General features: G+C 56.7%; 21 protein-coding genes and 1 riboswitch. Of the genes, 7 read left to right on the top strand and 14 right to left on the bottom strand.

Annotated features, from left to right (window positions below; translation table 11 throughout):
• Nucleotides 1-83: 83 nt before the first annotated feature.
• The 8 genes from AC2FNC_RS03620 to AC2FNC_RS03585 form a co-directional block, all read right to left on the bottom strand.
• Nucleotides 84-425, bottom strand: a complete 342-nt coding sequence (locus tag AC2FNC_RS03620; RefSeq protein ID WP_496714632.1) for a hypothetical protein — start codon at nucleotides 423-425, stop codon at nucleotides 84-86.
• A 786-nt stretch (nucleotides 426-1211) separates the two neighbouring features.
• On the bottom strand, nucleotides 1212-2633 hold the full coding sequence (locus AC2FNC_RS03615; protein WP_496714631.1) for a hypothetical protein: 1422 nt from the start codon (nucleotides 2631-2633) through the stop codon (nucleotides 1212-1214).
• 387 nt (nucleotides 2634-3020) lie between these two features.
• Nucleotides 3021-4949, bottom strand: a complete 1929-nt coding sequence (gene dxs / locus AC2FNC_RS03610) for a 1-deoxy-D-xylulose-5-phosphate synthase (protein ID WP_480606059.1) — start codon at nucleotides 4947-4949, stop codon at nucleotides 3021-3023.
• A 16-nt stretch (nucleotides 4950-4965) separates the two neighbouring features.
• Nucleotides 4966-5832 carry a polyprenyl synthetase family protein gene (locus AC2FNC_RS03605; RefSeq protein ID WP_480555083.1) on the bottom strand — a complete coding sequence of 289 codons (867 nt, stop codon included), beginning with the start codon at nucleotides 5830-5832 and terminating at the stop codon, nucleotides 4966-4968.
• The gene (locus AC2FNC_RS03600) at nucleotides 5833-6075 is read right to left on the bottom strand and encodes an exodeoxyribonuclease VII small subunit (RefSeq protein WP_120634800.1); all 243 of its coding nucleotides are present in this window, start codon (nucleotides 6073-6075) and stop codon (nucleotides 5833-5835) included.
• Nucleotides 6072-6998, bottom strand: a complete 927-nt coding sequence (locus tag AC2FNC_RS03595) for a histone deacetylase family protein (protein ID WP_480474583.1) — start codon at nucleotides 6996-6998, stop codon at nucleotides 6072-6074. Before AC2FNC_RS03595 ends, AC2FNC_RS03600 begins: the two co-directional genes overlap by 4 nt.
• 67 nt (nucleotides 6999-7065) lie before the next feature.
• Nucleotides 7066-7767, bottom strand: a complete 702-nt coding sequence (locus AC2FNC_RS03590; protein ID WP_480474581.1) for a response regulator — start codon at nucleotides 7765-7767, stop codon at nucleotides 7066-7068.
• Nucleotides 7764-8276, bottom strand: a complete 513-nt coding sequence (locus AC2FNC_RS03585) for a MarR family winged helix-turn-helix transcriptional regulator (protein ID WP_480474579.1) — start codon at nucleotides 8274-8276, stop codon at nucleotides 7764-7766. The genes AC2FNC_RS03590 and AC2FNC_RS03585 overlap by 4 nt, the downstream gene beginning before the upstream one ends.
• Nucleotides 8277-8435: 159 nt before the next feature.
• Between AC2FNC_RS03585 and AC2FNC_RS03580 the strand changes: the two genes are divergently transcribed.
• The 4 genes from AC2FNC_RS03580 (at nucleotide 8436) to AC2FNC_RS03565 (ending at nucleotide 11218) form a co-directional block, all read left to right on the top strand.
• Nucleotides 8436-9302 carry a branched-chain amino acid aminotransferase gene (locus AC2FNC_RS03580; protein ID WP_480474578.1) on the top strand — a complete coding sequence of 289 codons (867 nt, stop codon included), beginning with the start codon at nucleotides 8436-8438 and terminating at the stop codon, nucleotides 9300-9302.
• Between the two features lie 109 nt (nucleotides 9303-9411).
• A complete protein-coding gene (locus tag AC2FNC_RS03575; RefSeq protein WP_209598922.1) occupies nucleotides 9412-10362 on the top strand; it encodes an AraC family transcriptional regulator in 951 nt (316 codons plus the stop codon).
• Nucleotides 10363-10473: 111 nt separating this feature from the next.
• Nucleotides 10474-10839: an SPW repeat domain-containing protein gene (locus tag AC2FNC_RS03570; protein ID WP_050604526.1), complete on the top strand. Its 366-nt coding sequence runs from the start codon at nucleotides 10474-10476 to the stop codon at nucleotides 10837-10839.
• Nucleotides 10840-11011: 172 nt separating this feature from the next.
• A complete protein-coding gene (locus AC2FNC_RS03565) occupies nucleotides 11012-11218 on the top strand; it encodes a hypothetical protein (protein ID WP_480474574.1) in 207 nt (68 codons plus the stop codon).
• 34 nt (nucleotides 11219-11252) lie between these two features.
• Here AC2FNC_RS03565 and cobO read toward each other — a convergent pair whose 3' ends face one another.
• The 5 genes from cobO to AC2FNC_RS03540 form a co-directional block, all read right to left on the bottom strand.
• Complete coding sequence (gene cobO / locus AC2FNC_RS03560) at nucleotides 11253-11852, bottom strand: cob(I)yrinic acid a,c-diamide adenosyltransferase (protein WP_480606073.1); 600 nt, start codon at nucleotides 11850-11852, stop codon at nucleotides 11253-11255.
• A gap of 56 nt (nucleotides 11853-11908) precedes the next feature.
• Nucleotides 11909-12844 (bottom strand): DMT family transporter, encoded by a 936-nt coding sequence (locus tag AC2FNC_RS03555; RefSeq protein WP_480474571.1) that lies wholly within the window; start codon nucleotides 12842-12844, stop codon nucleotides 11909-11911.
• Nucleotides 12845-12889: 45 nt separating this feature from the next.
• The gene (locus tag AC2FNC_RS03550) at nucleotides 12890-13552 is read right to left on the bottom strand and encodes an HD domain-containing protein (RefSeq protein ID WP_480519682.1); all 663 of its coding nucleotides are present in this window, start codon (nucleotides 13550-13552) and stop codon (nucleotides 12890-12892) included.
• Nucleotides 13536-14636, bottom strand: a complete 1101-nt coding sequence (gene aroC / locus AC2FNC_RS03545; protein WP_480474567.1) for a chorismate synthase — start codon at nucleotides 14634-14636, stop codon at nucleotides 13536-13538. Before aroC ends, AC2FNC_RS03550 begins: the two co-directional genes overlap by 17 nt.
• 127 nt (nucleotides 14637-14763) lie before the next feature.
• Complete coding sequence (locus tag AC2FNC_RS03540) at nucleotides 14764-15204, bottom strand: 6,7-dimethyl-8-ribityllumazine synthase (RefSeq protein ID WP_496714630.1); 441 nt, start codon at nucleotides 15202-15204, stop codon at nucleotides 14764-14766.
• A 128-nt stretch (nucleotides 15205-15332) separates the two neighbouring features.
• A riboswitch (FMN riboswitch) is annotated at nucleotides 15333-15480 on the bottom strand.
• Nucleotides 15481-15534: 54 nt separating this feature from the next.
• Here AC2FNC_RS03540 and AC2FNC_RS03535 point away from each other — a divergent pair.
• Nucleotides 15535-16146: an FMN-binding negative transcriptional regulator gene (locus tag AC2FNC_RS03535; protein ID WP_496714629.1), complete on the top strand. Its 612-nt coding sequence runs from the start codon at nucleotides 15535-15537 to the stop codon at nucleotides 16144-16146.
• Nucleotides 16147-16165: 19 nt separating this feature from the next.
• On the opposite strand, the gene AC2FNC_RS03530 is transcribed toward AC2FNC_RS03535, so the two are convergent.
• Nucleotides 16166-16612 carry a c-type cytochrome gene (locus AC2FNC_RS03530; RefSeq protein WP_480474561.1) on the bottom strand — a complete coding sequence of 149 codons (447 nt, stop codon included), beginning with the start codon at nucleotides 16610-16612 and terminating at the stop codon, nucleotides 16166-16168.
• A gap of 460 nt (nucleotides 16613-17072) precedes the next feature.
• On the opposite strand from AC2FNC_RS03530, the gene petA reads away from it, so the two are divergent.
• Together petA and petB are read left to right on the top strand one after the other, a co-directional pair.
• Nucleotides 17073-17657 (top strand): ubiquinol-cytochrome c reductase iron-sulfur subunit, encoded by a 585-nt coding sequence (gene petA, locus AC2FNC_RS03525; protein WP_267363183.1) that lies wholly within the window; start codon nucleotides 17073-17075, stop codon nucleotides 17655-17657.
• A 15-nt stretch (nucleotides 17658-17672) separates the two neighbouring features.
• Entirely contained in the window at nucleotides 17673-19004 is a 1332-nt protein-coding gene (petB, locus tag AC2FNC_RS03520) for a cytochrome b (protein ID WP_209506969.1), read from the top strand.
• The last annotated feature ends 8 nt before the right edge of the window (nucleotides 19005-19012 follow it).

Here is a 19012-nt window from a genome sequence, read left to right as displayed (position 1 = left end):
CTCCCTCCAAGTTTCGATTGGCAAGGCGAGAGCGTTCGATGAATCGCGATTCATCGTTTGGTGTGTTTCGATTTTTCGAAAATTCAGTCTGGGATGGAGGCTTCTGCTTCGATCCGCTTTGCCAGCCGACGTACGTCTAGAGCGTCGACGTCAAAGAGATTTGCGACATGGGCAATGGTGCGTGCGTGCACCATTGCTGAGTGCGGGTACGCTCGGGATGGTGTCCGGATACCGACGCAGCAATCGTGCTGTTCCTCTGCGGAGAGGCTGAACCGCCCAGCATTGTCGAACTCCCCCTCGGGATGGGAAAATCGATGTTTACGCATCAGATATTCGATTGCGGCCAGGACTGTAGGGCTTTCGCGATCCAGTTTCTCAAGCTGGCAGATGCCGTCTGCCGCGGTCTTGATGGTGTTTTTGTTCATACATTTCTCCATTTTTGGGTTTGATTGCTTGGACTGCGGGCTGTTTGCTAGAGCCGGCGAGGAGCTGCTCTCCTATCTGTTCAGGAGAGCAAAGCGGTAGCGTTCGGTGAAGCGATGCTCACCGTTGTTTGAAGTCAATTTTCGGGAAGGTAGTTAGTGTTGAATGCGTTCGCGTTTGAGCGTGTTCGCGATGTCTCCGTGTTCGTTCAGCATCGTTTCGCCCGAGTCCTACGTACCATTCGGATGCCTTGCAGTGACTTCGATTAGCCGTCCGGGAACAGCATCAAACGAATGCCCGATGTTGAAAGTCTACTCGGGAATTCTGCTGGCGGCCCTACCAAGTTGAGGGGCCGACTGTTCAGTTCCAAACCCAGTGTCTTTTTCTGTCATATGTTCTCCGTTTCGTTCTTCAGCTTCGTCATTCAAGCGTCGTAAGAAAGATATGCGGGAGCGTGTTGGCAAAATCAACAGGTCAGAAAAAATTGCGCAACACACTGATAAGTTTATTAAAAAATCATACGGCAATTTGTGTTTGTGAAATATTGTCGAAGTGATGCCTGAGGCATCACTTTAGGATAGAAACCTCTACCACTTCGCTTGGTGGCCGATCACTTGGTGCGGCGCAATGTCGCAATCCAGTGTGGCGCTGCTCTCGTGCCTAATCCCAAGATTGCTCGTAGTCGACGTCATTAAGTGCGTCATGAGACTCTTGTGACGCGCCATCGTGAATACAACCGCTGCAAAGTTTTTGCGTCACTAGAGCTTCACGACTGGCCGTTGCGAGATCTACCGCCTGCGGCCAGTCACCCGAAATCCGTCCTCAACAAGAATGTTGTCGATATCTCTGAAAATCTCCTCTGGTTCGCGGGGTTTCCAACTCTCTGTTTCAAATGACACGAGTTCGGCATAGAGAGCCCTGATGCGAAGATCTGGACCGTTTCCGTATACTTCACGGCCTCGAATAGACTTCATTGAATGTCCCATCATGAAACCTCGTTCTTCGTTGCTTAAACCCGCCCTGATCATCCTTGATTCAAAGCTGTGTCTGAGGCTGCTCACGCAGTGTTGGTCCGTCGGGAAGAGGTTGTTATGAGCAAAGAACTTTGAAACTGCGGCACTGTAACCCTCTTTACCCCGATAGCGTGGAAAGCCACTTGGGAAACGTTTCATAGCCTCCAAAGCTGCGCCCACAAGTACAACTGGTCGCCTTGATGCCTTGTTTTTGATTTCTCTCTGGTGCTCACCACCTTCGACTTTGACCATGATATGTGGAACATCCGCGTCGAGATGAATTGACGAGGGAGGCAAGTCATAGATCTCAGTCTGTCGGCATCCTGTTTCTGCGCACACTGTCAAGATGGCTTCAGCTTCGTCATTCAACCCGTCCAGTTTATCTCCATTGATGATGTTTTGGGCAATCCAACTTGGGGTGAACTCAAGCTTTGGGCTTGGCTCCTTTTCTTTCTCCCAAATTGCTTCGCCCTTAATGCGAATAGTCGAAAAAGGGTTTGTGTAATCATCAATTTCTAGATCTTCATAAAATGCGCTGACGATATTTCTCAAGTAGCCGAAGTGCTTGTTCGCATACTGTGTCGTTACCTCTTGGGCATTCACACGCATTTCCCACGCTCGTCGGAATTTTGACGCATCGCTCGCTGAGATCTCTGAGATCGACTTTTCGCCCGCAACTTCAGCAAACATTTTGGCTGCTCGCTTGTAACGGTTGAGCCACATTCTTTTTTGTCGGTCATTCTTACGAGCCACTTTGTCTGGGCAAAGTTGATCCATCCTATCAGCGACCTCAGTCACCCTGGTATCAGGCAGCTGAAATCCGCCTAGATTTGCCGCAAACAGCGGAGATTTGGCCGACGGATCCTGATCTATCAAGTTTCTTAGACGTAACACGATCTCTTCCAATCTTCCGCCGGCCAATTCGGAAGCAGTAGCCGGTGCGACACCATTGTCTTTCGCAAGCTTGATTGCGGATCGGTAACGATCTTCGTCATGGCCGCCATTCCCCATGGTCAACTTGGCCTCCAACTCGGCCAAACGCCTTTCACGAACTTGATAAGCCAAGGCTTGGGCTGTTTTTCGACTGTCGGTTTTCAGGGATTCCGTGAGAAACGCGTCTGCGTGAACTGCCTTGTATTTGCAAGGTGTTCTCATTCTGAACCAGAATACGTTTCCTCTGGGCCAAAGATAACTCATGCTATTGCCTCGATGTTTGTTACACAAATTGTATCACATCGGCGAGCTGACCCTCTACATGAGGCCTTTGTATGCCGACGATTTTGGCAATAGCATCAGTGACTTGAGTTGGCGTTAAGGACTGGTTAACGAATCGGGAAAAGCCTCTCCTGGGCACCATTTCTTCCCAAAGAAAATATGGAAGCAGCCGCCTAATGAGCTGGTGATGTCTGAATCGGTGTCTTATCGCTTCAAATCATCTTTGAAACAGCGGCGATTCTGTCATGACAAGATAAACCGCAATAAAGGTTCTCGTGGCGCTATGTATACCCGCTTGGTTCTGGGTCGCCTATCGCCTCCTGCTTTTGGTAAGCGGCAAAGCCAAAGAAGGGTAAGGCAGCGCCGGTATTACGCGCGCTTTTCACTGATCGAGGTTACGCCCAGAACATCCAGCACCCTGGCTTCGATCTGCTCTGCATTCATACCCGCAACGGCATACATATCCGCAGGACTGGCCTGATCAATGAAGATGTCGGGCAAGACCATCGAGCGGTATTTCAAGCCCCGGTCAAAAACACCCTCATCCGCCAGAAGCTGTGCTACATGGCTGCCAAATCCGCCAACAGCGCCTTCTTCGATGGTGATCAACGCCTCATGATCCGCAGCCAGATCTAGGATAAGGTCCCGATCCAGCGGCTTGGCAAAGCGGGCGTCGGCGATGGTTGGGTTGATGCCTTTGGCGGTCAGAGACTCGGCTGCTTTCTGAACTTCAGCCAGCCGCGTGCCAAAAGACAAAAGTGCGACGCGCGCGCCTTTTCGGATCATGCGGCCTTTGCCGATCTCCAGTACCTCACCACGTTCGGGCAGGTCCACTCCGACACCTTCGCCGCGCGGATAGCGGAAGGCAATCGGCCCTTCATCATGCGCAACAGCGGTTGCCACCATGTGCATCAATTCCGCCTCATCCGCAGCGGCCATGACGACCATGCCCGGTAGATTGGCCAAATAGGCAATATCGAACGACCCGGCATGGGTGGCACCGTCAGCGCCCACCAAACCTGCGCGATCAATGGCAAACCGAACGGGCAAGCGCTGAATTGCGACGTCATGCACAACCTGGTCGTAACCCCGCTGCAAAAAGGTCGAATACATGGCGCAGAATGGCTTCATCCCTCCTGCCGCCAACGCCGCTGAGAAGGTCACGCCGTGCTGCTCGGCAATCGCCACATCGAAACAGCGCGACGGGTACCGTTCGGCAAACAGGCCCAACCCGGTGCCATCTGGCATCGCGGCAGTCACTGCGACGATCTTGTCATCGTGCGTGGCCGCATCCACCAGAGCCTTGCCAAAGACAGACGTGTAAGAAGGCGCGTTTGACGGAGCCTTTTTCTGCTCACCCGTGACCACATCGAATTTGGCAGTCGCGTGGCCTTTGTCGCGGGCCTGTTCGGCTGGTGCGTACCCTTTGCCCTTCTTGGTCAAGACGTGGATCAGGATCGGCCCGGTTGCCCGCGCCTTGACGGTGCGCAGAACCGGCAGCAGCTGATCCAGGTCATGCCCATCAATGGGCCCGAGATAGGAAAACCCGAGCTCTTCGAACAGGGTTCCGCCGACGGCCATACCCTTGAGCATTTCCTTGGCGCGCTTGGCCCCTTCGCGGAACGGTTCGGGCAACAGTGAAACAGCGCCCTTGGCGGCGGCTTTCAGATCGTGGAACGGCGCCTCGGCGTACATTCGGGACAGATAGCTGGACAAGGCACCTACCGGGGGGGCGATGCTCATCTCATTGTCATTCAGAATGACGATCAGGCGTTTTTTCAAGTGACCTGCGTTATTCATCGCCTCAAAGGCCATACCTGCCGACATCGATCCATCACCGATCACGGCAATGGCGTCGCCCAACCCTTCCGGAGTCACACCGCCCAGATCACGCGCAACGGCAAAACCCAAAGCGGCGCTGATGGACGTACTGGAATGCGCGGCGCCAAACGGGTCATAGGGGCTTTCGCTGCGCTTGGTGAAACCGCTCAGGCCGTCTTTCATACGCAACGTGCGAATGCGGTCGCGCCGTTCGGTCAGGATTTTATGCGGATAGCACTGATGGCCTACATCCCAGATGATCTTGTCGCGCGGTGTTTCGAAAACTGCGTGCAGCGCGGTCGTCAGCTCCACAACGCCCAGACCCGCGCCCAGATGCCCCCCGGTTACGGAAACCGCCGAAATCGTCTCGGCCCGCAATTCCTGCGCAACCTGATGCAGCTGCGCGTCCGAGAACCGCTTGAGATCGGCGGGGCGGTTCACAAGGTCCAGCAGAGGCGTTTTGGGGCGGTCAGACATTTGGCGCGTTCCTGGCTTAGCTGTCCCGGGCAATAACGAAGCGAGCGGCTTCCTTCAAGGTTTCTGCCGTCGGGCCATACCCGTCCAGTGCGGCACAGGCCTGATCAACAAGTTCACTGGCACGGGTTCTGGCAGCATCCAAACCCAGAAGAGATACGAAAGTGGCCTTTCCCGCATCCGCATCTTTCTGAAGACGTTTGCCTGCCTTTGACGCATCACCTTCAACATCAAGGATGTCGTCTGCAATCTGAAAAGCAAGACCAAGGGCCCGGGCATATTGGCGCAAGGGCTCTGGATCCGCTTTTGCCAGACGCGCACCCGCACAGGCGGACCATTCGATCAAAGCGCCCGTTTTGCCGCCCTGAAGCAGTGTTATCGCATTCAGCGTCAAAGGTTCAGAAGCGGTTTCCGCCGCGATATCAAGCGCCTGCCCCAAAACCATACCTTGCGCACCGCTTGCCCTGGCCAGTGTCAGTGCCAGATCAGCGCGAACGTCTGCATCTCCAACCTCGGGCCGGGTGCACAGTTCAAAGGCCAGTGTCTGCAGCGCGTCCCCGGCAAGTACGGCCGTGCCTTCGTCCCATTTCACATGAACCGTGGGGCGTCCGCGCCGAAGATCGTCGTCATCCATACAAGGCAGATCGTCGTGAACTAGAGAATAGGCGTGAAGGGCCTCGATTGCGGTCGCGGGCCAGATCGCGCGGGACTCGTTGATTTGGTGCAGGCGCGCACTTTCCAGAACCAGAAAGCCGCGCAGCCGTTTACCGCCACGGGTGGCATAGGCCATTGCCCGTGTCACATCCAGATCGGCCAGCGCGCCCATTGTCAGGTCAAAATGATCCTGAAGACACGCCGCGTCCTGCGCCAGTCTTTCCTGAAACATTTACTGACCTTCGACAGGTGTTGTCCCGGTCGGTTGGCCATTCGCGTCCAGAGTGATCGCGGCCACTTTTTCCTCGGCCCGCTTCAACTCGTCCTCGCAACGCTTTTTCAAAGCGGCCCCGCGTTCATACAGCGCAATCGACTGATCCAGCGCCACGTCGCCGCGCTCAAGCTGGCCAACCACGGCCTCAAGCTCTTTCATGGCCTGCTCGAATGTCATCTGTTCAACTGGGGTATCGGTCATCGTGCTGCCTTCATCAGTTCTTCCACATGGGCGCGTGCCGCCTCGGCCAGTGCGTTCAGATCATACCCGCCCTCCAGAGTCGAGACGATACGGCCCTGACACACCTCATCGGCTATCCCGCACAGCTCTGCCGTGATCCAAGCAAAATCGCCGGTCGACCAGTTCAGGTTGGCCAGAGGGTCGTCCTGATGCGCATCGAACCCGGCCGAGATGATGATCAGTTCCGGCCGGAACGCCCGCAAGCGTGGAAAGGCCTGCGTTTCATAGGCGGATCGCATCTCAGCCCCGCCGGTGCCCGGGGCAAGCGGGATGTTCAGAACGTTATCGTAAGCGCCTGTCTCGTCCGGGCGGCCCGATCCTGGCCATAACGGCATCTGCTGGCTCGTGATTACCAGGGCCCGATCTTCATCCCACAGCAGGTCCTGCGTGCCGTTGCCATGATGAACGTCGAAATCGACCACTGCGACCCGCTTCAGCCCGTGGTAATCCAGCGCATGTTTCGCAGCCAGCGCCGCATTGCCAAACAGGCAGAACCCCATAGCTTTCTCGGCTTCGGCGTGGTGCCCCGGTGGGCGAATGGCACAAAAGGCGTTCGGCGCCTCACCGCCCAAAACCAGATCAACGGCCCGTACCGCCGCACCAGCCGCACGATAGGCCGCATCCACGGAACCCGGTGACATGAAGGTGTCCCCGTCGATTTGCGCAAACCCGTCAGTAGGGCGTGACGATCTGATGTCTCGGATATGGCTTTCGGGATGAACACGCAGCAAATCATCGTCTGCCGCCAGTGGAGCGGTCACGCGCTTCAGGTCAAGTCCTTCAAGCGCGTGCAGGATATGCTCCAGCCGCGCCACCTGTTCCGGATGACCTTGCGGTGTGACATGTCCAAGGCAATCGGCATGTGTCAAAAGGGCGGTTTTCATCGGGATCCCATCTTCATCTGGCTAAAATATCCTCGCCGAAGGCTTAAATCGCCGCACAGCGGCTCATTCAATCGGGCGCCAGCATATAGCCCGCGCCCCGGACTGTCTGCAGATACCGGGGCTGTTTCGGGTCCTGTTCGATCTTCCGGCGCAGGCGGGTGATCTGCACGTCCACCGCACGTTCCTGTGCCTGTCCTTTATCCCGGCCCAGATCTTCCACCAGTTTTGCGCGGCTGATTGGCTCACCAGGTTGGGCCGAAAAGATTTTCATCAGCTGGCTTTCGGTCGCGGTCAGGCGGACTGGCCTTTCGCCCTGCCACATTTCACCGCGTTCAATGTCATACCGGATGGGGCCGAGATGCAGGATCTTCGCCGCTGTTTCCTCGGCCGGGGTTTCCGGCATCCGGCGCAGAATCGCATTGATCCGCAGTAGCAGCTCTTTCGGCTCGAAAGGTTTGGCGAGATAATCATCCGCCCCGGCTTCAAGCCCTGCAATCCGATGCTCGGTCTCGCCCTTGGCGGTTAGTAACAGGATCGGCGTCGTATGAGTGTCACGCAGCGACCTGGTCAGACTGACGCCATCTTCGCCCGGCATCATCACATCCATGACGATCATGTCGAAATCCAACCCCGACAGAACCCGCCGCGCATGGGCCGCATCCCGTGCCGCCGTCACCAGAAACCCGTTTCGCATCAGGAACTTCTTGAGTAGATCGCGAATGCGTTCGTCATCATCAACAATCAGCAAATGTGCATCTATTTCGCTCATGATGTCGTATCCCGCAATTTCGTATAGGCATGACGCATATCAGCATCCATCATTGCTTCAAGCACTTTGCGAAACCCGGCCACGGCCTCGGGACCGGCATCCTTGAAGGCCGCGCGCATTCTTGTTCGTTGCGCATCTGACAACGTGGCCTCCAACGTTTCGCCCTTTTCCGTCAGAAATAGATGCCGTTCACGTTTGTCCACGGTTCCGACCCGGCTTTCCACCAGACCATCCTCGATCAACGTCCGAAGGACCCTGTTCAGAGACTGTTTTGTAACCCCGAGGATCGCCAGCAAGTTGTTCACCGTGGTGCCCGGGGCGCGATTGATAAAATGGATCGCGCGGTGATGGGCGCGGCCATAGGCCATTTCGGACAGGATACGATCGGGATCCGCGGTAAAGCCGCGATAGGCGAAGAACATTGCCTCGATCCCCTGCCGCAATTGTTCATCCGTCAAAAACAACAGGCTTTCGCCCCCATATCGCGGGGCCGGGCGGATTTCGGACATATCATGCCTCATTCGTTACTCGGGTTCGACTTTATGTCAGCGTTATTGACATTCCAAGGGCAGAGAGGTATCGAATCGCAGTTTTTGCGCAACATTGTGTCCGCATCGGACCTAAGTAGCGCAACAATCGGAAATTTAACCCGGTTCAGGAGGTTTCGCATGGCAGGGTATGATGATCGTGACGGTGTCATCTGGATGGATGGCAAGCTGGTGCCCTGGCGCGATGCCAATGTGCATATTCTGACCCACGCGATGCACTATGCCTCATCCGTGTTCGAGGGGGAACGCGCTTATAGCGGCAAGATCTTCAAAAGCCGCGAACATTCCGAACGTCTTATCGCCAGCGCCGAGGCACTGGACATGCCGATGCCTTATTCTGTCGATCAGATTGAAGCAGCCAAGGAAGAGACCCTGAAAGCCAGTGGCCTTCAGGATGCCTATGTCCGCGCATTGGTCTGGCGCGGGTCTGGCGAAGACATGGGCGTGGCGTCGGCCCGCAACCCGGTACGGATGGCCGTCGCGGTCTGGCCTTGGGGTGCCTACTATGGCGACGCCAAGATGCAGGGCGCAAAACTGGACATCGCCGAATGGAAACGCCCCAGCCCGGAAACCATCCCGGTTCACGCCAAGGCTGCGGGCCTTTACATGATCTGCACCATTTCCAAGCACAAGGCCGAAGCCAAGGGATGCTCGGACGCGCTGTTCATGGACTGGCGTGGTTATGTGGCCGAAGCAACAGGTGCCAACGTGTTCTTCGTCAAGGATGGAGAGGTTCACACCCCGCTGGCGGATTGCTTCCTGAACGGTATCACCCGCCAAACCGTCATTCAGATGCTGAAGGATAAAGGCATCACTGTGCATGAGCGGCGCATCAAGCCCGAAGAAATGGCTGATTTCGAACAGTGCTGGCTGACCGGAACCGCGGCCGAGGTCACTCCGGTCGGGCAAATCGGCGATTACACTTTCGAAGTCGGCGACCTGACCCGCGAAATCGCAGAAGATTACGAAAAGCTGGTCCGCTCGTAATAAGTTGCAAAACCCCGCTTCGGCGGGGTTTTTGTTGCAGATCGTGCAAATTGTCGTGCAAAGCGTTCCGTGATCTGGACGATCGGGTCAATTCCCGTATCTTCGACACATGTTGGATTTACTCAGCGATATTCTCACCCGTCTGTCCCTGCGTGGCACGTTCTACTTCCGCACCTCGTTCACACCACCATTTGGTATTCAGGTGCCGGAATTCGAAAACGTCGCGCGGTTTCATTTTGTCCAACGGGGTGAACTCAAGGTCCATGTCTCATCCACCGGGGAAACGTTGCGGCTGCGGCAGGGGGATCTGATCCTGATCCCTCATGGGGCGCCACATGCGTTGTTGTGTGCCGAGGTCAGGCCACTGGATGCGCTTCCTCTGGAACAGGTTCTTGAGATTGCCGGCTACAAGGGCGATGGCGTTCTTGTCTATGGCGGTGCAGACGAGGACCGGGACACACAACTGATCTGCGGTCATTTTTCATTCACCGGCCCAGCAGGACGAAAAGGCACCGGGCATATGCTGATCGACCGCCTGCCGCCCTACATCCTGATCGAGAATTATGGCGAAGAGGCCGGATCGTGGATGGAATCGACCCTGCGCATGATCGGATCCGAAGTTTCCGGGGCCCGTATTGGCGGCGATCTGATTGCCCTGAAGCTGTCCGAAGTTCTGTTTGCGCAGGCGATCCGAACCTACCTGGAACGGCAAAGCCCTCAGGACACTGCCCTTGCGGGCTTTGCGGATACACGCATCTCACGCGCATTGACGGCGTTCCACCAAGCGCCAGCGCAAGACTGGAGTGTTGCGACACTGGCACGCGAATCCGGCATGTCGCGCACGGCCTTTTCTCAGTTGTTTGCCCAGAAGATGGGCACGACGCCGATGCAATACCTCACCGACTGGCGCATGCAGATTGCGTGCCATGGCCTTACAGAGGCACGATGGAACGTCGCAGATGCAGCAGCCGAAGTTGGATATGCCTCTGAGGCCGCGTTTTCCCGCGTTTTCAAGAAGCAGGTCGGCTTGTCACCAGCCGCATACAGGTCCATGCACTAATACGCCGAATATTATGTACGATCTGCAAGATTTTTGAAACGATCAAGAATTCAGCGTTCGGGTCAGGCTTTCTATCTTTCTTTCATCACTGATTGAAAAGAGGAGAATCTTATGTCCCTGCGTTTCGTTACCCGCTCTGTCCACGCGTATCTGGACTACCCGGTTGCCATTGCCCTGATGACACTGCCATTCCTGCTGGGATTGGGTCAGTCCAACCCGCTGGCGCTGTGGCTTTCGGTTGTCACTGGCGTCGCCGCCTTTGTCCTGACGGTTCTGACCGACCATCATTTGGGAATTTGGCGCGTTCTACCCTACAAATTTCACTTGGCCGTGGACCTTATTGTCGGCATCACCTTTCTGTTTGCACCTAGTGTACTGGGGTTTTCAGGATTGGATGCGGCGTTCTACTGGCTGAACGGTGCGGCCGTGGTTCTCGTCATCTCGCTCAGCGCGCCCGAGCAGGAAGTCGCTGCCTGAGCGCTGTGCCTCTGCATTGGCAACTTTGTCCAAATACTGCCAAAAAAGCTGAGCTGCCTGTTTTAGAAATCGGCGGCTCAGAGCAGAGAAGTGTATCGACCGGTCGGGTGAATTTACTTGAAAAAGCTGACTGAATTCATCAGATTTATCCCAGTGCGGGGTGAGGTCACAGATGACAGACACGCTTGACGAAATCATGGCCCGACATGATGCGCTAGTTGCGTGCGGGTGCAACTGTTGCGAAGGCGACTATTGTGCCTATGCTGATCGCCAGAACCGGGACACCGCAACCGCAGAAGAAGCCCGGGCACAAGGCACCGTCCGTCAACGCAAGTCGTTGCGATATATCTTTGAAACTGTGCTAAGCGGCAGAGGATAACTGCGCAGCAATACGGGCTGCGCTATTGCAAGGTTCAGAAATCCACCCCGCGCTGGGCCTTGATTCCCGCCTGGAACGGATGCTTTTCTTCGGTCATCTCGGTGACCAGATCTGCATAATCACGCAGCGCCAGCGGTGCGTCGCGGCCTGTCAGGAACACACTCGTCTTGTCCGAACGCGCGTTCAGCCCGTCTATCACCTGCTCGACCGAGAGATATCCATAGCGAAGTGCGATGTTGATCTCGTCCAGAACCACCAGATCGTATTCGCCACTTGCCATAAGGGCGCAAGCCTTGTCGAAGGCGGCATTGGCAGCTGCAATGTCGCGCTCACGATCCTGTGTATCCCAGGTAAACCCCTCGCCCATCGTGTGCCAGGTGACCAGATCACGTTCTTCGAAGAAACGACGCTCGCCGGTTTTCCACTTGCCCTTGATGAACTGAACCACGGCAACCTTCTGACCCCAACCAAGCGCGCGGATGACAACGCCAAAGGCCGCAGATGACTTGCCTTTGCCCTTCCCGGTATTGATCAGAACAAGGCCGCGTTCGGGATCAACGGCCTCGGACACTTTCTTGCGGTGCTGGGCCTGCACCTTTTGCATCTTTTCCTTGTGATCCTGTGCGTCGCTCATTGGGGAACCTCATTGATTGTCCGGCCCAACCTAGGGAAAGAATGCAAAAGGTAAAGTCACGCTTTGGGGTCTGTGACAGAACGCGCCTTGCCACGCTCAAGCCCCAGCTGGTGTTCGCGCCAGATCACAACAACATTGCCTGCGATCACCAATGCGGCCCCGATCAGGATCGCAACGGTAGGCAATTCATCAAACACGAAATAACCGATCACAATCGCAAAGAGCATTGTTGCATAGTCATAAGGTGCCAGCATCGATGCCTGTCCAAAGCGATACGAGGACGTGACCAAAATCTGCGCAACTCCGCCAATCAACCCCATGGTGATCAGTATTAGAGCCTGAGTCAGAGTTGGCATTGTCCATCCCCAGATCGCCGTCAGGGCCGAAAGCAACGTCGCGGTCAGCGAGAAATAGAACACGATTGCAGCAGGGTGATCGACCTTGACCAGTTGGCGGATGTGGATCTGCACAAAGGCCCGGGCAAAAGTCGCGCCCAGTACACACAGAGCTCCGATAGTTGCAGCCGTTTCCATCTGAGTGCTGCCAAGCCGGGGCCAGATCATGATCATCACGCCCAGCAGCCCAAGTGCCACGGCACCGATGCGAATCATGCGGATGCGCTCGCCCAGCATCACGGCGGCCAAAATCAGGGTGAAAATCGGGGTGGCATAACCGATTGCGGTAACTTCGGGCAGAGGCAACAGGCTAAGGCCAGTGAATGTCAACCCCATGGCGCTGGTCCCCAGAACACCGCGCCAGAAATGACCCATGGGTTTCTTGACGACAAAGCCTTGCGCCAGCTCTCGGCGCGCGATCAGCCACAGAATGATGACCGGAATAGCAAATAGGGACCGGAAGAACACCAATTGGCCCGGTGGGAATTCGTCAGATAAGGCTTTGACTAAGGCTGACATCGACGTGAACAGGAACAGCGCGCCAAGCTTCAGCGCTACAGCCAGCAAAGGTCGATGCGATGTTAAGGGTTTTGTCATCGGCGCGACCCTGCGCCTTTGCAGAAAAAAGATCAACGGGGTGGATCAGGTGATGGTCCACGAGTTCGGTACCGATGCGCCGATTTCCGCTGCAAAAGCCTCAAGGAACTGAAACATTCGGCCCGCCCTTGCTTGCGCGATCTGCTTGCCTGCATCCGTCAGCATGTCGTCCGGCAGGGTCAGCAGTTTGACCTTCCAGTGATCAATCGAATACCGCAGATCGTCCAGCGGGCGCGCCTCTGCGAATGGATCAGCCGGATCATAGAGAACACGCCCCAAAGCACCCGATACAGAAAATGTGCGCGCAATCCCGATGGCACCCAAGGCGTCAAGGCGATCCGCATCCCGCAGAATCCGGGCCTCCAGCGTTTCGGGTGGGATGTTGGCCGAGAAGCTATGGGCCGCGATCGCATGTTGCGCGGCCTGAACCTGATCGTCGGAAAAGCCCAGTTTTGCCAGAATAGGCCCTGATTCAGTCGCTGACTGACGTGAGGCAAACTGTCGTTTCGGGTCATTCTTGGGTAGGTTGACCAGATCATGAAGATAACAGGCTGCCAACAGGACGGGGATGTCCGCCTGAGCGCCTGCAATGGCCTGAGCATTGGTCCAAACACGATCCAGATGGGCCAGGTCATGGGCCGGATCAGTTTCCATGCGTTGCGCGACAACAGCACGCAAACGCGCGCGCAGATCAGCCGATCCGTCCACGGTTTTCTCCGATCTGACCACGGTGCAGCAGCAAGTGATCTAGGATAACACAGGCCATCATCGCCTCACCGACAGGGACAGCGCGGATGCCAACACAGGGGTCATGACGGCCCTTTGTGATGATCTCGGTCTCTTCACCGGATTTTGTAATGGTCTTGCGGGTGGTCAGGATCGAAGAGGTCGGCTTGACCGCAAAGCGCACGACAATGTCCTGCCCGGTCGAGATGCCGCCCAGAATCCCGCCTGCGTGGTTTGAACTGTATTGCGGGCCATCCTGACCCATGAAGATTTCGTCGGCATTGGCTTCACCAGTCAGTTCGGCGGCAGCCATGCCTTCGCCGATCTCGACGCCTTTGACAGCGTTGATCGACATCATCGCGGCCGCAAGATCAGTGTCCAACTTGGCGTATATCGGCGCCCCAAGCCCTGCCGGGACACCGCGTGCCACAACCTCGACCACGGCACCGACCGAGTTGCCGGATTTGCGCAGATCATCCAGATAGATGGCCCAATCCCCGGCCGCCTGTTCATCAGGCGTCCAGAACGGGTTCTGTTCAATCTGCGCCCAGTCGAATTTGGAGCGGTCGATCTTGTGCGGACCGATCTGGGTCATGTAGCCGGTGATCTGCACATTGGGCGCAATCTGTTTGATGGCCTCGCGCGCCAGTCCACCCGCGGCCACACGCGACGCGGTTTCCCGGGCTGAACTGCGCCCACCCCCGCGATAATCGCGGATGCCGTATTTCTGCCAGTAGGTGATATCGGCATGGCCCGGACGGAACTTGTCCATGATGTCGCCGTAATCTTTCGAGCGCTGATCGGTGTTTTCGATCATCAGTTGCACGGGCGTGCCTGTAGTTTGGCCTTCGAACACGCCAGAAAGGATCTTGACCTGATCCGGTTCGCGCCGCTGCGTTGTGAACTTGTTTTGCCCCGGTTTGCGCTTGTCCAGCCAGTGCTGGATCATCGCCTCGTCAATCGCAACGCCCGGCGGGCAACCGTCGACAGTGGCGCCCAAGGCGGGCCCATGGCTTTCACCCCAGGTGGTGACGCGGAAAAGATGGCCAAAGCTGTTCATCGACATGGGGCGTGCTCCTTTGCGGATCGTGATTAGCGGGCAAGGCCCCCGGCCTCAAGCGGATTTGGCCGTTGATGGTTTGAACGCCGCCCGTCGGGCGGCGCATTTTTGTGTATTTTCGAAAAGATGAAGATCAGGCGGCCTGCGCGATTTTCGCACGGATTTCCGAGATCATCAGCGCGGCCTGAGCCGCTTCGCGCCCTTTTTGTACGAAATGGTCGCGATAGATCGAATTGTGATGTTTGGTTTCCTGATATTGGTGCGCGGTCAGCGAGACCGACAGGACAGGAACCCCTGTATCAAGCCCGGCGCGCATCAGACCATCGACCACGGCCTGCGCAACGAAGTCGTGCCTGTAGATGCCGCCATCAACGACAAAGGCAGCGCAGGCGACGGCGGCATAGCGCCCGGTCCGGGCCAGATCACGGGCCAGCAGGGGCATCTCGAACGCGCCGGGAACGTCATAGACATCGACTTGTTCCGAGGGGACGAGTTCGAGGAAGCCGTCGAGCGCGCGGTCAACAATATCGGAATGCCAGTTGGCTTTGACAAAAGCATAGCGGGTGTGTGTCATCATGATCTCCTTTCAGTTTGGTGGCCTGCCGGCAGTCGCGAGAACCAGATCCCATTTCGCTGCCAGCCCGGCATGACACGTCACCCAAGGCGATCACGAGCAGGCGCGCCGGTTCACCGGCGCGGCTTGCACGTTCTCTTTCATCCGGACTGTAACCGTCGGCTCTGGTATCTCACCAGATCTGCTGACACCCCGAAAGCCGGGGCCGCTCGCGGGCTTGCGGGCCGTGGCCTGCATACCGCCGGTGGGGAATTCCGCCCCGCCCTGAGAACGAGGCGGACCTTGCCAAGAACTGTCCGACGCTGCAAGAGAATTGACAGGAGGACATTCATGCACCCTAACCCCGCTTTTCGCGCCGAGGATCGAGCCCGGCATGTTGAATTCGCCCGCGACCGGGCGTTCGGCGTTCTGGCACTCTCTGCCGAAGAGGCCCCGCTATTAAGCCACGTCCCGTTTCTGCTGTCCGAAGACGGTTCACTGGCTGACCTGCATCTTGTGCGCTCGAACCCTATTGTACGAGCGCTGCGCGAGCCGCAGCACGCGAAGATCGCGGTGCAGGGGCCGGATGCTTATATTTCGCCGGATTGGTACGGTGTCGAAGATCAGGTTCCGACTTGGAATTATGTCGCCGTGCACCTGATCGGAAAACTTGAGCTGCGCCCGCAGGACGAGTTACGTGACGTGCTTGACCGCCAATCGGCGTTCTACGAAAAGCGGCTGCTGCCCAAGGCCCCATGGGGCACGGGAAAAATGTCCTCTGACGCGCTGAACAAGATGATGCGCATGATCATACCGTGCCGCATGCGCATTGAAGATATTCAGGGCACCTGGAAGCTTGGTCAGAACAAACCCGAAGGTGCTCGAAACGCTGCTGCTGATCAGGTATCCACTGGCTTTGGCAGTGAAATCGCCCGGCTGGCCGCCTTGATGCACAAGGCGTAGCCAGCACCAGGCGCCGGGTTTACTGGGGGCTGAAAGTCGCCAGATAGGCGGCAATATCGTCCGCACCGCTCTTGAGTTTGACGCTCATGTTCGGACGGGCAGTTTCGTCATCCAGAAATTCCTTGATGAAGCCGATAGGATCCTGCGCATAGGCAACGATGTTTTCCTCGGTCCAGACCAGACCTTCCTCGCCGGCACGGATCATGTCGTCCGTGAACATGCCAATCGGCAGGCGCTCGCTTCCATAGCGATAATCGTTTTCGGACCCGGCCACGCGACCGATGACGCCGTACAGATTCGGGCCGGTGATTCCACCTTTGACCAGAACTTCACCATCCTTGATGATCGCATGACACGAAGAACAACGGTTATATATCGCCTCACCTTTTGCGGGATCGCCCGCGGCAAGGGTCTGAGTGGGAAGGGCCATTGTGCACAGGGCAGCGGCCAGAACGATCTTTGACATTGGGGTCTCCTTGCGGGAGTTCGCACGCCTTTTGCGCTGTCCTTTATTCGCGCGGAAAGTGCAACAGGTGGGGCGCGTGCAATTTATAATTTAAATCATCTATTTAGCGAGTATGTTTTTGCTGAAAACAATCCCCGTTCCGAGGTCTTGATTATGTACTTTGGGGCGCAAATCAGTGGTCCACGAGACAGGCTCCAGATACCTGATCCAGGTGACGGAAGACAGGGTGGGTAAGCGAATCAATGGCGCATGAATCGAAGTTGCCGACAAAGTCGCACGCGAGATTCACCAAAAAACACCGTCCGCAGCTGCTGGAAACGACACATGCGGCGTATTGCGCGTTTATGAACGCTGGACGAACACTATTCTCCCCGATAGTAAGCGCGGTTAAGACACCGCATTCGTGCGGTGCGCGAGCTATTTGCCCGTCCGCGGGCGCCAGACAATCGGAGATAACCTCGTGTCCCACGCAGAAGACCACGAAGGCACCCGCAGAGATTTCCTGTACTACGTCGCTGGCGGCGCAGGTGTCGTTGCAACGGGTGCAGCCGTATGGCCCCTGATCAACCAAATGAACCCATCGGCAGACGTTCAGGCGCTGTCCTCGATCCGTGTGGATGTGAGCGGTGTTGAGCCGGGTACGCAGCTGACCGTCAAATGGTTGGGTAAACCCGTCTTTGTCCGTCACCGCACCGGTGCAGAGATTCAGGAAGCTCAGAAACAGGACGCCGAAGGTGTTGATGCGCTGCCCGATCCGCTGGCCCGCAACTTTAACCTGAGCGCCGATGCCCCTGCGACCGACGCAAACCGGGTGATGCCGTCGCCGGAAGGCGAAGCGCCGGGTGCATGGGTCGTCCAGATGGGTGTTTGTACGCACCTCGGTTGTGTGCCTCTGGGTGATGCAGGCGACTTTGGTGGCTGGTTCTGCCCCTGCCACGGTTCACACTACGACCTTGCCGGTCGTATCCGCAAAGGCCCCGCGCCTGAGAACTTGCCCATTCCGCCCGCAGAGTGGGTGGACAACGGCACAATCAAACTCGGCTAAGGGAGACCCAAACTTATGTCCGGAATTCCCCACGATCATTACGAGCCGAAGACAAACGGCGAGAAATGGCTGAACAGCCGCCTGCCTATTGTTGGCCTGCTGTATGACACCCTCATGATCCCAACCCCCAAGAACCTGAACTGGTGGTGGATCTGGGGCATCGTTCTGGCGTTCTGCCTGGCGCTGCAAATTGTCACCGGTATCATTCTGGTGATGCACTATACGCCGCATGTTGATCTGGCGTTTGCCAGCATCGAACACATCATGCGTAACGTAAATGGCGGTTACTTCATCCGTTACCTGCACATGAACGGCGCATCGCTGTTCTTTGTTGCGGTCTACATCCACATCTTCCGCGGCTTGTTCTATGGCTCATACAAAGCCCCGCGCGAGATCACGTGGATCGTCGGTATGCTGATCTACCTGATGATGATGGGCACGGCCTTTATGGGCTATGTTCTGCCATGGGGTCAGATGTCTTTCTGGGGTGCGACTGTGATCACCGGCCTGTTTGGCGCCATTCCGTTTGTGGGCGATGCCATCCAGACCTGGCTGCTGGGCGGACCTGCGGTGGACAACGCCACGCTGAACCGCTTCTTCTCGCTGCACTATTTGCTGCCGTTCATCATCGCGGCTCTGGTCGTGGTGCACATCTGGGCGTTCCACACTACCGGCAACAACAACCCCACAGGTGTTGAAGTGCGTCGCGGCTCGAAAGACGAGGCGAAGAAAGACACGCTGCCGTTCTGGCCGTATTTCGTGATCAAGGACCTGTTCGCGCTGGCCGTGATCCTGGTCGTGTTCTGGGCTGTTGTCGGTTTCATGCCGAACTATCTGGGTCACCCGGACAACTATATCGAAGCCAACCCGCTGGTTACGCCTGCTCACATCGTGCCTGAATGGTACTTCCTGCCGTTCTACGCGATCCTGCGTGCCTTTACCGGTGAGGTCTGGGTTGTACAGTTCGCGAGCTTCATCACCGGTGGCATCGTTGACGCCAAGTTCTTTGGTGTTCTGGCGATGTTTGGTGCGATCCTGGCCATGGCGCTGGCGCCTTGGCTGGACACGTCGAGCGTGCGTTCGGGCAAGTACCGTCCGATGTTGAAATGGTGGTTCTACCTGCTGATTATCGACTTCTTTGCCCTGATGTGGCTGGGTGCGATGCCTGCGGAAGAACCCTATGCGACCTTCTCGCTGATCGCATCGGCCTACTGGTTCGCCTATTTCTTCGTGATCCTGCCGATCCTCGGCGTGATCGAAAAACCTCTGGCCCAGCCCGAGACCATCGAAGAAGACTTCAACGCGCATTATGGCAAGGCTGACGCCGACGCCACGCCGGCCGAGTAAGAAGAGGG

Source organism: Ruegeria sp. BHSA123, from assembly GCF_059613425.1.
Note: the sequence above shows the minus strand (reverse complement) of the source record. Positions and strands in the feature narration are given on the sequence as shown.

Coding starts and splice junctions, on each gene's coding strand:
- AC2FNC_RS03620 (WP_496714632.1), bottom strand. CDS start 425: ATGAACAAAAACACCATCAAGACCGCGGCAGACGGCATCTGCCAGCTT.
- AC2FNC_RS03615 (WP_496714631.1), bottom strand. CDS start 2,633: ATGAGTTATCTTTGGCCCAGAGGAAACGTATTCTGGTTCAGAATGAGA.
- dxs (WP_480606059.1), bottom strand. CDS start 4,949: ATGTCTGACCGCCCCAAAACGCCTCTGCTGGACCTTGTGAACCGCCCC.
- AC2FNC_RS03605 (WP_480555083.1), bottom strand. CDS start 5,832: ATGTTTCAGGAAAGACTGGCGCAGGACGCGGCGTGTCTTCAGGATCAT.
- AC2FNC_RS03600 (WP_120634800.1), bottom strand. CDS start 6,075: ATGACCGATACCCCAGTTGAACAGATGACATTCGAGCAGGCCATGAAA.
- AC2FNC_RS03595 (WP_480474583.1), bottom strand. CDS start 6,998: ATGAAAACCGCCCTTTTGACACATGCCGATTGCCTTGGACATGTCACA.
- AC2FNC_RS03590 (WP_480474581.1), bottom strand. CDS start 7,767: ATGAGCGAAATAGATGCACATTTGCTGATTGTTGATGATGACGAACGC.
- AC2FNC_RS03585 (WP_480474579.1), bottom strand. CDS start 8,276: ATGTCCGAAATCCGCCCGGCCCCGCGATATGGGGGCGAAAGCCTGTTG.
- AC2FNC_RS03580 (WP_480474578.1), top strand. CDS start 8,436: ATGGCAGGGTATGATGATCGTGACGGTGTCATCTGGATGGATGGCAAG.
- AC2FNC_RS03575 (WP_209598922.1), top strand. CDS start 9,412: ATGTTGGATTTACTCAGCGATATTCTCACCCGTCTGTCCCTGCGTGGC.
- AC2FNC_RS03570 (WP_050604526.1), top strand. CDS start 10,474: ATGTCCCTGCGTTTCGTTACCCGCTCTGTCCACGCGTATCTGGACTAC.
- AC2FNC_RS03565 (WP_480474574.1), top strand. CDS start 11,012: ATGACAGACACGCTTGACGAAATCATGGCCCGACATGATGCGCTAGTT.
- cobO (WP_480606073.1), bottom strand. CDS start 11,852: ATGAGCGACGCACAGGATCACAAGGAAAAGATGCAAAAGGTGCAGGCC.
- AC2FNC_RS03555 (WP_480474571.1), bottom strand. CDS start 12,844: ATGACAAAACCCTTAACATCGCATCGACCTTTGCTGGCTGTAGCGCTG.
- aroC (WP_480474567.1), bottom strand. CDS start 14,636: ATGTCGATGAACAGCTTTGGCCATCTTTTCCGCGTCACCACCTGGGGT.
- AC2FNC_RS03540 (WP_496714630.1), bottom strand. CDS start 15,204: ATGACACACACCCGCTATGCTTTTGTCAAAGCCAACTGGCATTCCGAT.
- AC2FNC_RS03535 (WP_496714629.1), top strand. CDS start 15,535: ATGCACCCTAACCCCGCTTTTCGCGCCGAGGATCGAGCCCGGCATGTT.
- AC2FNC_RS03530 (WP_480474561.1), bottom strand. CDS start 16,612: ATGTCAAAGATCGTTCTGGCCGCTGCCCTGTGCACAATGGCCCTTCCC.
- petB (WP_209506969.1), top strand. CDS start 17,673: ATGTCCGGAATTCCCCACGATCATTACGAGCCGAAGACAAACGGCGAG.